This is a genomic window from Nocardioides sp. LMS-CY (genome assembly GCF_018732145.1).
In the GTDB taxonomy this organism is placed as follows: Bacteria; Actinomycetota; Actinomycetes; order Propionibacteriales; family Nocardioidaceae; genus Nocardioides; species Nocardioides soli.
This window is the reverse complement of record NZ_CP076104.1, coordinates 831,593-846,363: the sequence shown is the minus strand read 5'-3', so window position 1 is coordinate 846,363 and position 14,771 is coordinate 831,593. Positions and strand designations below refer to the sequence as shown.

General features: G+C 73.4%; 16 protein-coding genes. 6 read left to right on the top strand and 10 right to left on the bottom strand.

Features of this window, described 5'->3' with window-relative positions:
* From KM427_RS04060 to KM427_RS04050, 3 genes are read left to right on the top strand one after another with little or no spacing between them, the layout of a single operon-like run.
* On the top strand, positions 1-495 hold the full coding sequence (locus tag KM427_RS04060) for a GNAT family N-acetyltransferase (protein WP_252275041.1): 495 nt from the start codon (positions 1-3) through the stop codon (positions 493-495).
* Positions 492-1,670: a cytochrome P450 gene (locus KM427_RS04055; protein ID WP_215526341.1), complete on the top strand. Its 1,179-nt coding sequence runs from the start codon at positions 492-494 to the stop codon at positions 1,668-1,670. The genes KM427_RS04060 and KM427_RS04055 overlap by 4 nt, the downstream gene beginning before the upstream one ends.
* A complete protein-coding gene (locus KM427_RS04050; protein ID WP_215526340.1) occupies positions 1,667-2,503 on the top strand; it encodes an NAD(P)H-binding protein in 837 nt (278 codons plus the stop codon). The genes KM427_RS04055 and KM427_RS04050 overlap by 4 nt, the downstream gene beginning before the upstream one ends.
* On the opposite strand, the gene KM427_RS04045 is transcribed toward KM427_RS04050, so the two are convergent.
* Positions 2,504-4,369: a Na+/H+ antiporter gene (locus KM427_RS04045; RefSeq protein ID WP_215526339.1), complete on the bottom strand. Its 1,866-nt coding sequence runs from the start codon at positions 4,367-4,369 to the stop codon at positions 2,504-2,506. It lies immediately after the preceding gene.
* Between the two features lie 50 nt (positions 4,370-4,419).
* Here KM427_RS04045 and KM427_RS04040 point away from each other — a divergent pair, with 50 nt between their 5' ends.
* Entirely contained in the window at positions 4,420-5,091 is a 672-nt protein-coding gene (locus KM427_RS04040; protein WP_215526338.1) for a hypothetical protein, read from the top strand.
* Between the two features lie 81 nt (positions 5,092-5,172).
* Here KM427_RS04040 and menD read toward each other — a convergent pair whose 3' ends face one another.
* The 3 genes from menD to KM427_RS04025 are packed head-to-tail and all read right to left on the bottom strand — an operon-like array spanning position 5,173 to position 8,695.
* Positions 5,173-6,738: a 2-succinyl-5-enolpyruvyl-6-hydroxy-3-cyclohexene-1-carboxylic-acid synthase gene (gene menD, locus KM427_RS04035; protein WP_215526337.1), complete on the bottom strand. Its 1,566-nt coding sequence runs from the start codon at positions 6,736-6,738 to the stop codon at positions 5,173-5,175.
* Positions 6,735-7,694 (bottom strand): o-succinylbenzoate synthase, encoded by a 960-nt coding sequence (locus KM427_RS04030; protein WP_221199826.1) that lies wholly within the window; start codon positions 7,692-7,694, stop codon positions 6,735-6,737. The genes menD and KM427_RS04030 overlap by 4 nt, the downstream gene beginning before the upstream one ends.
* 17 nt (positions 7,695-7,711) lie before the next feature.
* Entirely contained in the window at positions 7,712-8,695 is a 984-nt protein-coding gene (locus KM427_RS04025; protein ID WP_252275039.1) for an AMP-binding protein, read from the bottom strand.
* A 44-nt stretch (positions 8,696-8,739) separates the two neighbouring features.
* On the opposite strand from KM427_RS04025, the gene KM427_RS04020 reads away from it, so the two are divergent.
* Positions 8,740-9,615: a 1,4-dihydroxy-2-naphthoate polyprenyltransferase gene (locus KM427_RS04020; protein ID WP_215526335.1), complete on the top strand. Its 876-nt coding sequence runs from the start codon at positions 8,740-8,742 to the stop codon at positions 9,613-9,615.
* Positions 9,616-9,634: 19 nt separating this feature from the next.
* On the opposite strand, the gene KM427_RS04015 is transcribed toward KM427_RS04020, so the two are convergent.
* Positions 9,635-9,895: a DUF4229 domain-containing protein gene (locus KM427_RS04015; protein WP_183592729.1), complete on the bottom strand. Its 261-nt coding sequence runs from the start codon at positions 9,893-9,895 to the stop codon at positions 9,635-9,637.
* A 43-nt stretch (positions 9,896-9,938) separates the two neighbouring features.
* On the opposite strand from KM427_RS04015, the gene KM427_RS04010 reads away from it, so the two are divergent.
* Positions 9,939-10,148 (top strand): hypothetical protein, encoded by a 210-nt coding sequence (locus KM427_RS04010; RefSeq protein ID WP_215526334.1) that lies wholly within the window; start codon positions 9,939-9,941, stop codon positions 10,146-10,148.
* 28 nt (positions 10,149-10,176) lie between these two features.
* Here the strand turns inward: KM427_RS04010 and ccsB are convergent, their stop codons facing one another.
* Genes ccsB through KM427_RS03985 form a run of 5 tightly spaced genes read right to left on the bottom strand, consistent with a single transcriptional unit; the run spans position 10,177 to position 14,770 of the window.
* Positions 10,177-11,187, bottom strand: a complete 1,011-nt coding sequence (gene ccsB, locus KM427_RS04005; protein ID WP_183592728.1) for a c-type cytochrome biogenesis protein CcsB — start codon at positions 11,185-11,187, stop codon at positions 10,177-10,179.
* Positions 11,184-12,758, bottom strand: a complete 1,575-nt coding sequence (gene resB, locus KM427_RS04000; protein WP_215526333.1) for a cytochrome c biogenesis protein ResB — start codon at positions 12,756-12,758, stop codon at positions 11,184-11,186. Before resB ends, ccsB begins: the two co-directional genes overlap by 4 nt.
* Complete coding sequence (locus tag KM427_RS03995; RefSeq protein ID WP_183592726.1) at positions 12,755-13,516, bottom strand: cytochrome c biogenesis CcdA family protein; 762 nt, start codon at positions 13,514-13,516, stop codon at positions 12,755-12,757. The genes resB and KM427_RS03995 overlap by 4 nt, the downstream gene beginning before the upstream one ends.
* Complete coding sequence (locus KM427_RS03990) at positions 13,509-14,090, bottom strand: TlpA disulfide reductase family protein (protein ID WP_183592725.1); 582 nt, start codon at positions 14,088-14,090, stop codon at positions 13,509-13,511. The genes KM427_RS03995 and KM427_RS03990 overlap by 8 nt, the downstream gene beginning before the upstream one ends.
* The gene (locus KM427_RS03985; protein WP_183592724.1) at positions 14,087-14,770 is read right to left on the bottom strand and encodes a histidine phosphatase family protein; all 684 of its coding nucleotides are present in this window, start codon (positions 14,768-14,770) and stop codon (positions 14,087-14,089) included. Before KM427_RS03985 ends, KM427_RS03990 begins: the two co-directional genes overlap by 4 nt.
* Between the last annotated feature and the right edge of the window lies 1 nt (position 14,771).

The following is a 14,771-nucleotide window of genomic DNA, read 5'->3' as shown; positions in this document are numbered from 1 at the left end:
GTGGACCTCACCCAGGCGCCCGTGCTGCGTGCGGCCGGCCCCGACGACGCGGCGGCCGGCGCCACCATGCACGCGGCCTGCTGGCGCGAGGCCTACGGCCCGTACGTCGACGCCGGGCTGCTCGAGGCGCGGCTGGCCGACACCGACCGCTGGGTGCGGGCCTGGACCCGTCAGCTGGCCGAGGGGCCGCCGCGGATCCTGGCCGAGGTCGACGGTGAGCTGGTCGGCTTCGCGGTCGCCGGGCCCAGCCGCGACGAGGACCACGCCACGTCGACCGAGCTCTACGCGCTCTACACCCGCTCGGCGTGGTGGGGCAGCGGGCTCGGGCAGCGCCTCTGGGACGCCGTCCGGCCCGAGGAGCCGTGCTCGCTGTGGGTACTGGAGGCCAACCAGCGGGCCCGGGCCTTCTACCGCCGCAACGGGTTCGAGCCCGACGGATCCCGTGAGCTGTACGCCGGGCTGGACGCCTGGGAGATCAGGATGGTGACGCCATGACCTACTTCGACCTCTCCGACCCGGCGTTCGACGTCACCTCGCCGACCGTGCACGAGGCGCGCGACGAGAGCTGGTACGTCGAGACCAACTGGGGCTGGGCCGTGCTGCGGCACGCCGAGGTGAGCGCGCTGCTGCGCGACCGCCGGTTCCGCCAGGGCAACGCGCGGTGGCCGGCGCAGAACGGCATCCACTCGGGCATGTTCTCCGACTGGTGGCAGGAGACCCTGCTCAGCCTCGAGGGCGACGACCACGCCCGGATCCGCCGGCTGCTGATGCCGGCCTTCCGCAACAAGACGATCGCGGCCATGCGGCCGCGCTTCCAGGCGCTGGCCGACGAGCTCATCGACGGCTTCGCCGCCCGTGGCGAGGTGGAGTTCGTCGGCGAGTTCGCCGAGCCGTACGCCGCCCGGATCATCTGCGTGCTGCTCGGCCTGCCCGAGGACAACTGGCACCAGGTCGCCCAGTGGGCCGACGACCTCGGCGCGTCGTTCTCCATCGACGTCGGCAACCAGGTGCCGCGCATCGAGGCCGCGCTCACCGGCCTGCACGCGTACGTCGAGGAGGCCGTCGCCGACCGGCGCGCGCACCCGCGCGACGACCTGGTCACGACGCTGGTGCAGGCCACCGACGACGGCGACCGGCTCAGCGAGCACGAGCTCGGCGTGGCCCTCGTCTTCCTGGCCTTCGCCGGCATGGAGACCACCCGCAACCAGCTCGGGCTCGCGCTCCAGACGCTGCTCGCCCACCCGGACCAGTGGCGGCTCCTCGGCGAGCGGCCCGACCTCGGCGAGAACGCCGTCGAGGAGGTCATGCGCGTCAACCCGACGGTCACCTGGGTCACCCGGGAGGCGTTGGAGGACGTGGACTTCCAGGGCCTGCACATCCCGAAGGGCGGCATCGTGCAGACGCTCTCGCACAGCGCCGGCACCGACCCGGCGGCGATGCCCGACCCGGCGTTCGACATCACCCAGCAGCGGCCGCCGCACCACGGCTTCGGCGCCGGCGTGCACCACTGCCTGGGCCACTTCGTCGCGCGCACCGACATGGCGGTCGCACTGCCGCTGCTCGCGCGGCGGATGCCGGACGCCGTGCCCGAGGGCCCGGGCGAGTGGCTGCCGGTGTCGGGCAACACCGGGGCGCTGCGCTTCCCGATCCGCTTCACGCCGTCCTCATGAGCACGATCGCCGTCACCGGGGCGACCGGCGCCGTCGGCGGCATGGTCGCCCGTGCGCTGGCCGACGACTTCCGCAACGACCTGCGCCTCGTGGTCCGCGACCCGTCCCGGGCGCCCGACTACGACACCGACGTGCGCGCCTGCACGTACGCCGACCTCGACGCCTCGGTCGCGGCGCTCGAGGGTGTCGAGACGCTCTTCATGGTCTCGGCGGCGGAGTCCGCCGACCGGCGCGAGCAGCACCGCACCTTCGTGCGGGCCGCCGCCGTCGCCGGCGTCCGGCACGTCGTCTACACCTCGTTCGCCGGAGCCGCGCCCGACGCGACCTTCACGCTGGGCCGCGACCACGCGGACGCCGAGGCCGCCATCCGGGCGAGCGGGATGGCCTTCACGTTCCTCCGGGACAGCTTCTACAGCGACCTGCTGCCGTACTTCGCCGACGAGTCGGGCGTCATCCGGGGCCCGGCGGGCGACGGGCGGGTCGCCGCGGTCGCCCGCGCCGACGTCGCCGACGTGGCGGTGGCGGTGCTCCGCTCCCCTGCCGAGCACGCCGGCGCGGCGTACGAGCTGACCGGGCCGGAGGCGCTGACGATGACCGAGATCGCGGACCGGGCAGGAGCGGCGCTGGGGCGCCGGCTGTCCTTCGAGGACGAGTCCGAGGAGGCGGCGTACGCCTGGCGTCGCGAGCGGTACGGCGCGGCACCGTGGCAGCTCGACGCCTGGGTCAGCACCTACACGGCGATCCGCGACGGCGCGCTGGCCCGGGTGTCCGACGACGTGCCGCGGCTGACCGGGCATCCGGCGCGGTCCCTGGAGCAGGCGCTCGCGACCTGATCAGGCGGTCAGGTGGTGCACGTAGCACCACCGCCAGTCCTCGCCGGGCTCGGCCGACTGCATGACGGCGTGCTGGGCCTCGCGGAAGTGCCGGGTCGCGTGCTGGTTCGGCGAGGAGTCGCAGCAGGCGACGTTGCCGCACTCCAGGCAGCGCCGCAGGGCCACCCACCGGGTGCCCTCGTCGAGGCAGGCCTGGCAGTACGTCGCGGGCGGGGCGTCGACCGCCGGGAAGCGCTCGAGGTCGGCGCAGCTGTCGCCCGTCGACCAGCGGCGCTGGGCGTAGGCCGCCGCCTCGTCGCGCTCCTGCTCCGCGCTGTCGAGCATCGACTCCTCGACGTCGAGCATCGCGAGCACGTCGGCGATCACCTCCGAGGCGATGTTGCCGGACCTGCGGATCTCGAGGATCCGGCGCCGCTCCGCCTCGATCATCTGGGTGCGGATCCGGTAGTAGAGCGCGGCCGGCGACTCCTCGTCGGCGGTGGTGCCGAGGCGCTCCCAGGCGGCGAAGTTGCGCTGGTCCAGCCGCTGCCGGATCAGGTCGCAGACGCCCGCCTGGTCGTCGTACTCGATCCGCTCGAGCTCCTCGAGCGCGGCCTTGCCGGCCTGCTGGAGCAGGGTCGCCCGGGCAAGTGCGTCGTCGAGCGGGTCGGGGGCGGGCACCTTGAGCCGCCGCGCGAACCACGGCAGCGACAGGCCCTGGATGAGCAGCGTCCCGGCCACGACGGCGAACGCGACGATCAGCAGCACCTCGCGATGCTCGGTGTCCTCGGGGATCAGGAACGCCGCCGCCAGCGTCACGACGCCGCGCATGCCGGCCCAGCCGAGCAGGAACGTGAACGACCACGACGGCACCTGGCCGGTCACCGGGTCGCGCCCCGGGCGCACCAGGGCGTAGCGCGCGACGAACACCCACACCAGCCGCAGCACGATCACCGCCACCACGGTGGCGACGCACACGGCCACGATCCGGGCGCCGGAGAGCGAGCTGTCGGCGAGGTCCTGGAGCAGCCACTGGGCCTGGAGCCCGATCAGCGCGAAGACGGCGTTCTCGAGCAGGAACGCGATCGTGCGCCAGTTGATCCGCTCCGCGATCCGCGACTGCGCGGTCTGCAGGATCGGGGCCTTGTGGCCGAGCAGCAGGCCCGCGACCACGACGGACACGACGCCGGAGGCATGGATCCGCTCGGCGGCGAGGAAGCACGCGAACGGGATCACGAACGACAGCCCCACGTCGAGCACCGGCTCGGTGATCCGCTTGCGCAGCCAGCCGACGACCGCGAACCCGACCAGCCCGACCAGCACGCCGCCGCCGGCGGCGACCACGAAGTCCCAGCCGACGCTCCAGGCCTCGACCCCCACCGCCGCCGCGGCCAGCGCCGTACGCAGCGAGACGAGCGCGGTCGCGTCGTTGAACAGCGACTCCCCCTCGAGGATCGTCACGATCCGCCGGGGCAGCCCGATGTTGCGGCCGATCGCCGTCGCGGCGACCGCGTCCGGCGGTGCGACGACCGCACCGAGGGCCAGGGCGATCGGCCACGAGATGCCCGGCACCATCGCGTGGACGAGCCAGCCGACGCCCGCGGTCGTGAACAGCACGAGCCCGACGGAGAGCAGCAGGATCGACCGCCGGTTGGCGTTGAAGTCCCCCAGCGACGACGTGATCGCCGCGGAGTAGAGCAGCGGCGGCAGCAGCCCGAACAGCACGACCTCGGGCTCGAGGTGGAGCTGCGGCACGAACGGCAGGAACGACGCGGCCACTCCCGCCACGACCAGCAGCAACGGCGCCGGCACCTTGACCCGATCGGCGACGACGACTCCCGTGAGCACGCAGACGGCCAGTGCGACAAGCAGGAAGGCGACATCCACGGCGCCATTGTTCCCGGGGGACGCCGAGCCCGCTACGTAGCGTGCTCCTCGTGGTCGATCTCCTCCTGCTGCCCAGCCCGCTCCTCGGCCCGGCGTCGTGGGCGCCGGTGGCCCGCCTGCTGGGTGCGCCCGTGGCGGACCCCGCCGGCGCGACCCGACCTGAGCAGGTGCTCGCGGCGTACGAGCGCGCGGCCGAGGGCCTCGACGACCTCGTGCTGGTGCCCCACAGCAACGCCGGGCTCTACGCACCGCTGCTGGCCGAGCGGCTCGGCGCGGTGGCGACCGTGTACGTCGACGCCGCGCTCCCCGGCTCCGGAGACTCCGGGGACTCCGTGGCCCTCGCGCCGCCGGCGTTCCTGGAGTTCGTGAGCGGTCTGGTGCGCGACGACCGGCTCCTCCCGCCGTGGACACGGTGGTGGGACGCCGCGGACGTCGACGGCCTGTTCCCCGATGCGGCGACGCGGGCGGCGGTCGAGGCGGAGCAGCCGCGGCTGCCGCTGACGTACTTCACCCCCCGGCTGCCGGTGCCCTCCGGCTGGGCCGAGCGGCCGAGCGCCTACCTGGCCTTCGGCGACACCTACGCCGACGAGATCGCCGCCGCGACCGGGCGCGGCTGGCCGGTCGCCGCGATCCCCGGCCGGCACCTGCACCAGCTGGTCGCGCCGGGCGAGGTGGCGGCGACGATCGCGGCACTGGTCGAGCGGGCGGCGGGTGGGCGGTGAGCAGGCAACCTTCTGCCCGGAACAAACGGTTGCCTGCTCACCGCCGCCCAGCCAACACCGGACCGACACGCGGTGCCGGCCTCAGGGTCGCAGCGCCCGGATCCGCTCGTCGAGGGAGCGCCGGTTGTCCCGGCGCACGACGACCTCCACGACCTCGATGCCGCCGTTGGGCGAGGCCAGCACCTGCTCCAGCTCGGGCAGCGACCCCACCCGCAGGTGCGGGGTGCGGGTCGCCGCACACAGCGCCGCGAGGTCGACGCGGTGCGGGGTGCCGAAGAGCCGCTCGTACTGCGCGGCGTACCGCTCCGCCCCCTGCTCGAGCATCGTGAAGATCGAGCCCCCGTCGTCGTTGACCACCACGATCGTCAGGTCGGGCACCGGCTCGCCCGGGCCGATGACCAGGCCGTTGGCGTCGTGCAGGAACGTCACGTCGCCGACCAGCGCGAGCGCCCGGGTGCTCTCCGGCCGGGCGAGGCTCGCGCCGATCGCCGTCGAGACGACCCCGTCGATGCCGGACAGGCCACGGTTGGCGATCACCTTGCGGCGTACGCCGACCTCGTAGTGCGGCACCATCAGGTCGAGGTCGCGGATGGGGCTGGAGGCGCCGACGGTGAGCAGTCCGCCGGGCGGCAGGGCGCGGGCGACCGCGCCGACGACCTCGTGCGGCGTGAGGTCGGGCTCGGCGGCGAGCAGCGCGTCGAGCCGGCGCGAGACCGAGCGGTCGGCCGCGCGCCACTCGTCCAGCCAGCCGGTGCTGTCGGCGGCGGCCGCCGACGGCACCACCGGCAGTCGCTCGGAGACCGGGAACGGCCGCTCCGCCCACACCCCCCGCGTCGGGGTGTCGATCACCTGCACGTCGGCGCGGGCGAGCAGCCGGCTGACCGGCCGCGACAGGGTGGGATGGCCGCAGACGACCACCCGCTCGATCCGCTCGCCGAGTGGGGACCCGAGCAGCAGCCGGTAGGTGCGGATCGCGTTGTCTCCGGTGCGGGAGCCGCTGGAGGGCTCGGCGAGCAGCGGCCAGCCGCCGTCCTGGGCGAGCACCCGCGCGGGTGGACCGGCGTCGTCGCCGGCGACCACGACCGTGCGCGGGCCGGGCTCGAGCGCGACGTGCACGGCCGGTCGGACCCGCTGCGCCGGCGAGCCCGGCGTGACGGACGGCGTCCACCGGTCGTCGGGCACCAGCGGCTCGTCGAGCGGCACGTTGAGGTGCACCGGGCCGGTCGTGCCCAGGTCGATCGAGACCGACGCGTCCTGGGTCGGCACCAGGCGTCCGAAGATCCCGATCTGGTCGGTCGTCTGGTTGGCGTTGGTGCCGCGCAGCCGGGCCGGCCGGTCGGCCGTGACGACGACCAGGTCGACGTCGGCGTGCGCGGCCTCGAGGACGGCCGGGTGCAGGTTGGCGACGCCGGTGCCGGACGTGCAGACGACGGCGGCACGGTGGTGGTTCTTGCTGAGCCCGAGCGCGAGGAAGCCGGCGCTGCGCTCGTCGATGCGGGTGTGCAGCCGCACCAGCCCGGCGGCCGCCGCGTCGTACGCCGCGAACGACAGCGGCGCGTTGCGCGAGCCGGGAGCGACCACGATCTCGGTGACCCCGGCCTCGATCAGGGCGGTCAGCACCGTGCGGGCCAGATCGGTGGAGGTCACGAACGACGATCCTGCCGCACTCGGTCGTCTCTCAGGGCCAGCACCTCGGCCAGGCGGGCCTCCCAGTGCGCGACCCGGTCGGGCGCGGCGGCGTACGTCGTGAGCAGCGACTCGTCGACGACCGGCGTCCGCACGGGCAGCTCGCCGTCGACGGGCAGCAGCGGCTCGGCGGCGAGGTCATGACTCAGCAATTGAACGGTTGCGAGCCCGCACGCGTACGGCAGCTCCGGCAGCGCCGCGGCCAGCGCGACCCCGGCGGCGATGCCCACACTGGTCTCCAGCGCCGAGGAGACGACGACGGGAAGGCCGATGTCCTCGGCGATCCGCAGGCAGGCGCGCACCCCGCCGAGCGGCTGCACCTTGAGCACGGCGACGTCGGCGGCGTCGAGGTCGCGCACCCGGTAGGGGTCGTCGGCCCGGCGGATGGACTCGTCGGCGGCGATCGGCACGTCGACCGCGCGGCGCACCCGGGCGAGGTCCTCGACGGTGGCGACCGGCTGCTCGACGTACTCCAGGCCGCCGGCGGCCCGGTCCAGCACCGCGATCGACGCGACCGCGGTATCGACGTCCCAGAGCCCGTTGACGTCGATGCGCACCCGGCCGTCCGGGCCGATGGCGTCGCGGACGGCCTCCAGGCGGGCCTGGTCGTCGGCGAGCGTCTGGCCCGGCTCGGCCACCTTCACCTTGGCGGTGCGGCAGCCGCCACGGGCGACGACGGCGTGCGCCTGCTCGGCGCCGACGGCGGGCACGGTGACGTTGACCGGCACCGAGTCGCGGACCGGCGCCGGCCAGTCCCCCGCGGCCGCCTCCTCCGCGCAGCGCAGCCACGGCTCGGCGACGGCTGCGTCGTACTCCAGGAACGGGCTCCACTCGCCCCAGCCGTGCCCACCGGAGTCCCCGGAGCCGCGGAGGAGGACGCCCTCGCGCACCGTGATCCCGCGGAAGCGCGTGCGCATCGGCAGCGACCAGACCCTCACACCAGGCCCCGTAGCGTCAGCCGGTCGGGCTTGCCGTTGGGCAACAGGGGGACCGCGTCGAGGGTGACGAGCTGGCGCGGCGCCCACGACCGCGGGTGCGCCTCGGCCACCCAGGCGCGGAGCTCCGCGAGCGGCACCCCGCCCACCACGAAGGCCACCAGCCGGTTGCCCCACTCCTCGTCGGGCACGCCGAGCACCTCGGCCGCGCGGACGCCCGGGTGCTCGCGCAGCCGGGCGGCGACCGCCGGGGCGGGCACGTTGACGCCCCCGCTGACCACGACGTCGTCGACCCGTCCGAGCACCTGCAGCCGGCCGTCGTCGTCGAGTCGACCGGCGTCGGCGGTCAGGAACCAACCGCCGACGAGCACCTCGGCGGTGAGCTCCGGGTCGCCGTCGTAGCCGTCGAAGAGCGTCGGGCCGGCGATCCGGATCCGCCCGTCGGGACCGAGCGCGACGGCGACGCCGTCGAGCGGGTGGCCGTCGTAGACGCAGCCGCCGGCCGTCTCCGCGGAGCCGTACGTCGCGACCACGCGGACCCCGGACTCCGCCGCCCGGGCCCGCAGCCCGGGGTCGATCGGGCCGCCGCCGAGCAGCACGGTGTGGAAGCTGCGCAGCGACGACAGGTCGGTCTCCAGCAGCCGGTGCAGCTGGGTCGGCACGAGCGAGACGAACCGCGGCCCGGCCCCGAGCGCGGCCGTCGCGTCGGCGAACGACGGGTGGTCGTCGAGCAGCACCGGCGGGTGGCCGGCGACCAGCGACCGGCAGGCGACCTGCAGGCCGGCGACGTACGCCACGGGCAGCGCGAGCAGCCAGCGCCCCGACTCGCCGACCCGGCGCGCGCTCGCGGCCACCGACGCGAGCACGGCGCCGCGGGACAGCACGACTCGCTTCGGCCGGCCGGTCGAGCCCGAGGTCTCGACGATCCACGGCGCGGGGTCGTCGGCCTCGAGCCAGGCCGCGATCCGGTGCACGTCCTCCACCCGGTCGAGGCTAGTGCCCGGCCGGACTGCTTGAATCTCCGGTCGTGGCATCTCCTGCTCAATGGCTCGCCGGCGCTCGTCCCCGCACACTGCCCGCAGCCGTCTCCCCCGTCCTGGCCGGCACGGGTGTCGCGGCCTACGTCGACAGCGTCGCGTGGTGGAAGGCGCTGCTCGCCCTCGTCGTGGCGCTGGCGCTCCAGGTGGCGGTCAACTACGCCAACGACTACTCCGACGGCATCCGCGGCACCGACGCCGACCGGGTCGGACCGATGCGACTGGTCGGCTCCGGGGTCGCGTCACCGGCGGCGGTCAAGCGGGCCGCGTTCCTGGCCTTCGGCGTCGCCGCGGTCGCCGGGCTGGCCCTGGCCGCGACCACGGCGTGGTGGCTGGTGGCGGTCGGCCTGGTGTCGGTGCTGGCCGCATGGTTCTACACGGGCGGATCCAGGCCGTACGGCTACCTCGGCCTCGGCGAGGTCATGGTCTTCGTGTTCTTCGGGCTGGTCGCGGTCATCGGCACGACGTACGTGCAGACCGAGACCTGGGAGTGGGCCGCGCTCGCCGCGGCCGTCGGGGTGGGCGCACTCGCCTGCGCCATCCTGGTCGCCAACAACCTGCGCGACATCCCCACCGACACGGTGACCGGCAAGCGGACGCTCGCGGTCGTGCTCGGCGATCGCCGGACCCGACGGCTGTACGCCGCGCTCGTGGCCGCTGCTGCCGCCGCCGTGGTGGGCGTCGCCGCGCTCACCTCGTGGTGCGCGCTGATCGGCCTCGGCTTCCTGCTGCTCGCCCTCCCGGCGACGCGCACCGTGCTCGGCGGCGCGACCGGCCCGGGCCTGATCCGCGTGCTGCAGCAGACCGGCCAGGCCGAGCTGCTCTGGGCCGTCCTGGTCGCCGCGGCGCTGTTCGCCTGCTCGTGACCACCAGAGGGCGACCGGCTCAGTCCGCGTCCTCCTTGGAGCGCATCTCGTCGATCCGGGCGGTCATCCGGTCGGCGCGGTCCTGCACCCGGCGGGCCAGCGCCTCGCGGGGGCGGTTCAGCAGGAAGTAGGAGCCGACCCCGCTGAGCAGGAACGCGATGACGACCGCCCACAGCACCGGCACCTGGCCGTCGATGAGGAACCACACACCGACGACGACGCCGAACGAGCTCGCGAACAGCACGAGACGCAGCAGGGTGTAGATCCAGAACTCCTTCACGGGTTCAGGGTAGGCGTGACCAGGGAGGTCCTACGCTGGAGGGGTGCTGAAGTTCCTGCTCGTCGTGATCCTGGTCGCGATCGCCGTCTACCTGACGACCCGGTCGCTCCAGGGCCGTGGCGGCGCGCCGCTGCCGCGACCCCGGCCGCGCCGGCCGCAGCCGCCCCGCGTCATCGGGCCCGACGACGACCCGGACTTCCTGCGCGACCTCGACCGCAGGCGCCGGCACCCCGAGGATCCCGAGGCCGGCTGAGGGGTCGGGCCCGCTCAGCGTTGCGGGCTCAGCGTTGCGGGACGACCTCGATCTGCGCCGCGCCCCCGGCGTACGAGTGCTGCGAGGTGCTCGAGAAGTAGTTGATCCCGATGAAGTTGAACCACAGCGTGGCCATCCCGACGAGCGCGAGGATCGCGGCGTTGCGGCCCTTCCAGCCGGCGGTGGTGCGGGCGTGGAGGTACGCCGCGTAGACCACCCAGGTGATGAACGCCCACACCTCCTTGGGGTCCCAGTTCCAGTACGACGACCAGGCCTGGTGCGCCCAGATCGGGCCGGTGATCAGCACCGCAAAGGTCCACACCGGGAAGCCGAACGCGTGCAGCCGGTAGGACACCCGGTCCAGCGCCTCGGGCTGCGGCAGCCGGGCGACGTAGCCCGCCTGCTGGGGGCCCTTCTTCGCGAGCGAGCGGGCCTTGACCAGGTAGAGCGCGGAGGTGATGCCGCCGAGCGTGAACGCGCCGGTGGCGACGATCGCCGAGACGACGTGGATGACCAACCAGTACGACGACAGCGCCTCGGTCAGCGGAGCGACCGGCGAGTAGAGCCAGATCACCGCGACCATCAGCACGCTGAGCACGAAGGCGAGCACGATCGGCGCCATCCAGGCGAGCCGCAGCTTGCGGTAGAGCACGACGTAGAGCGCCGCGACCACGAACGTGCCGGCCAGCGTGAACTCGTACATGTTGCCCCAGGGCACCCGGTTGGGGTCCGCGGCCATGCCCCGGGCGACCAGCGCCACGAGGTGGACGACGACGGCCATCCAGGTGATCAGGTAGCCGAGGCGGCCGAACAGCGCCGTACGCCGGACCCGGCCCTCGACGGCGGCGTCCTCGGGACCGGTGGCGACCGCGACGCCGCCCGGGATGTCGACGGAGTCGCGGGCGACCGCCCCCGCCGCCACCGGGACCTTGCGCAGCGACGCCCACTCGACCAGATGCGCCAGGAGCGCCAGGAAGTAGAGCAGTCCGGCGGCGGCGACCGCCTGGTTGCTGAGGCTCTCCCACGCTGCGTCGGTCACGACCGGTCCTCTCGTTGCAGGGCTTCGACGAGCTCGTCGACGACGGCCGCGACGTCTCCGCTGCCGGAGCGGTCGAGGGCGGCCACCTCGACCAGTGTGCCGTCCCCGTCTCGCCGGGCACGAACCCAGACCCGCCGAGGACGGATGAACAGCGAGCCCAGCAGGCCGATCAGGGACAGCACGACACCGGCCAGCGCGATCCACTTGCCGGGGGTCTGGCTGATCTGGATCTTGTTCCAGCGCTCGAGACCGTCGAAGCTCACCGTGCCCAGTCCGTCGGGCAGCTCGACGCTCTCACCCTCGCGCAGGTCGATGCGGTACGGCGTGCCGTCCTTCTTCGTCAGCATCGTCGTCCGGGACTTGTCGAGGGAGTAGACCGACTGGGGGGTCCCGTCGTTCATGCCCAGGTCGCCGGTGTAGACGAGCATCGAGACCATCGGGTCGAGCGGCTTGCCGAGCAGCGAGTAGTAGCTGCCGGTCTGCTTGGAGAACGCCACCGTCGGGTAGAACTCGCCCTCGAGCCCGATCTGGGTCGGGTTGGCGTCCGGCGCCTTGACGACGCCGATCGACTGCAGGCTCTGGCTGGTGGGCAGGAAGATCGTCGGCCCGTCGGTGACCACGTCGCCGTTGCCGTCCCGGATCGTGATGACCGGCGCGTAGCCGTGACCGATCAGGAAGATGTCGGTGTCGCCGATGGACAGCGGGTGGTTGACCCGCAGGTTGTAGGACTTCTCGGGTGCGTCGGGCGAGGTCTGGTAGGTCACGTGGGACTCGAAGCCGCGCGCCAGGCCGGCCCGCGGGCCCGTGGTGAGCCAGTCGACGTCGAAGTCGTCGATCTTGAACGAGAAGGGCTCCATCTCGTCGGCACGGAAGAGGCTGCCCGGGTTGAACTCGTCGTACTGGGTCAGGTTGTTGGCGAACCCGTAGTCGTTGCCGATCAGCAGGATCACGCCGCCCTTGTAGCCGAACAGCCCACCCAGCGCGAAGCCCACCAGCACCACCAGCACGGACAGGTGGAAGACCAGGTTGCCGGCCTCGCGCAGGTAGCCGCGCTCCGCCGAGATCGAGTCGTCGCCGTCGATCAGCCGGTAACGGCGCCGCTTGAGCGCGGCACGCGCGCGCTCGAGGATCTCGTCGGGGGCGTCCGTCGTCGTGTACGCCGCGTGGTCCGGCAACCGGGTCAGGTTGCGAGGCGCCTTCGGCGGCTGGGCGCGCAGGCCGCGCCAGTAGTGCACGGTGCGGGGCACGATGCAGCCGACCAGCGAGATCATCAGCAGGATGTAGATCGCCGAGAACCACGGGGAGTCGTAGACCGAGAACAGCCCGAGCCGCTCGTAGATCGGCGTCAGCTTGGGGTGGTCGTCCTGCCAGTTGGAGGTCTTGAGGGCGTCGACGCCCTCCTGCGGGATCACCGAGCCCGGGATCGCCGCGAGCGCCAGCAGGAGCAGCAGCACGAGCGCGGTGCGCATCGACGTGACCTGGCGCCAGGTCCAGCGCAGCAGCTCGCGGAAGGTCAGGTCACCGGGCCGGCGGTCGTCCTCGGGGGGACGGGTGGAGAGGGCGGTGTTCACAGGGCGGTCTCCGTCGTGCCGACGAGCTGGATCTGCGTCCACGTCACGGCCTGGCTCCACCAGCCGGTCAGCAGCAGCACGCCGACGGCGATCAGCATCAGGCCGCCGGCCCGCATCACCCAGGCCTGGTGGCGGCGGATCCACCCGATGGCGGACAGCGCCTTCTCGTAGGCGAGGGCGGCGATCACGAACGGGATGCCGAGGCCGAGGGCGTAGAACGCGAGCAGGAACGCCCCCCGGCCGGCCGTGCCCTCGGTGATCGCGAGCGTGCTGATGACGGCCAGCGTCGGGCCGGTGCACGGCAGCCAGCCGAGGCCGAAGAGGAAGCCGAGGAGCGGAGCGGCCCCGAGGCCGACGGCCGGCACCTTGTGCACGCGCCACTCACGGCTGAGGAAGGGCAGCCAGCCCGCGAAGACGAGGCCGAGCACGATCGCCAGCAGCCCGAGCACGATGGTCAGCTGGCGCTCCCACTCGATGAGCCAGGAGCCGACCGCGCCGCTGAGCGTCCCGAGCAGGACGAAGACGGTCGCGAAGCCGAGCACGAAGAGCACCGAGCCCAGGAACATCCGGCCGCGCCGGGTGCCGGCGACGCCGTTGGCGAGGTCGGCGCCCGAGAGGCCGGTGGCGTAGGACAGGTAGCCGGGCAGCAGCGGGATCACGCACGGCGAGAAGAACGAGACCAGCCCGGCGATGATCGCGACCGGGACGGCCAGCGCGAGGGAACCGGAGAGCGCGGTTTCCCGGAACCAATCAACCATCGGCCGACCGCGGGGCGGGGGCGTCCAGGTCGCTCACGAGGTCGACGAGCGTCCGCTTCGAGGGCAGCTTGCCGATGATGCTCGCGGCGATCCGACCCTCCTCGTCGAGGATCACGAAGGCCGGGATGGTGCGCGGCCCGAGCGTGCCCTGGAACTGCAGCATCGCCTTGCCGTCCGGAGAGTAGAACGACGGGTAGGTGATGCCGTAGGTCCGCACGTAGGCCTGGGCCTCGGCGGTCGAGGAGTTGCGCAGGTTGATGCCGACGAACTGGGCGTCGGCGCCGATCTCCTCCGCGGCGTCCACGACATCCGGCGCCTCGACCCGGCAGGGCGTGCACCACGACCCCCACACGACGACGACGACCGGCTTGCCGCGGAAGTCGGCGATGTCGAGCGGGTTGCCGTCGAGGTCCTCGCCGGTGAGCTCCACGGCGTCCGCGCGATCGGCCGCCGCGACGGTGCGGATCGTGCCGTCGCCGGTGACGAAGCCCTTGTCTCCCGCACCCTGCAGCGAGGTGCAGCCGGTCACGGCCAGCAGCAACGGCACGGCCAGGCCGGCCAGGAGTCGCTTCACGGGCGCCGCTCCTCGGGTGCTCCGCCGGCCGAGAACGGCGCCTTGCGGTCCTTGGTCGGGATCAGATCGCCGGCGGGCTCGGAGTAGCTGACCTGGGTGATCCGGTCGCCGACGAAGTGGAACGAGGTGAGCGAGCAGAGCGTGCACTGGCGGCTGCGCGGGTCGTGGAGGAAGGAGCGCTTCTCGGCGTGCAGCCGGGTGATCCAGATCGGCAGCTGGTGGGAGACGATCACGGCCTCGTGCCCGTCCGCGTCGCGTCGGGCGTCCTCGACGGCCGCCATCATCCGCGCCACGACCTGCTTGTAGGGCTCGCCCCACGAGGGCGTGAGCGGGTTCCACAGGTGCCGCCAGAGCCGGGGGCGCTTGAGGATCGTCATCGCGCCCTCGCCGAAGCTGACGCCCTCGAACCGGTTGGTCGACTCGATGACCCGCTCGTCGGTCACGATCTCCAGGCCGCGCGCCTCGGCCAGCGGCCGCGCCGTCTCCTGGGCCCGCTCCAGCGGCGAGACCCGCAGGTGCACGATGTCGCGCCCGCCGATCGCCTCCGCGACCCGTCGGGCCATCTGGTTGCCGAGGTCGGAGAGGTGGAAGCCGTCGCGGCGGCCGTAGAGCACGCCCTCGGGGTTGTGGACCTCGCCGTGCCGGAGCAGGTGCACGACGGTGTCGGGGGTCTGGGTCACG

Excerpts from the sequence above, each read along its gene's own strand:
- KM427_RS04055 (WP_215526341.1), top strand. The coding sequence starts at position 492 with ATGACCTACTTCGACCTCTCCGACCCGGCGTTCGACGTCACCTCGCCG.
- KM427_RS04050 (WP_215526340.1), top strand. The coding sequence starts at position 1,667 with ATGAGCACGATCGCCGTCACCGGGGCGACCGGCGCCGTCGGCGGCATG.
- KM427_RS04030 (WP_221199826.1), bottom strand. The coding sequence starts at position 7,694 with ATGCGCACGCGCTTCCGCGGGATCACGGTGCGCGAGGGCGTCCTCCTC.
- KM427_RS03995 (WP_183592726.1), bottom strand. The coding sequence starts at position 13,516 with ATGGTTGATTGGTTCCGGGAAACCGCGCTCTCCGGTTCCCTCGCGCTG.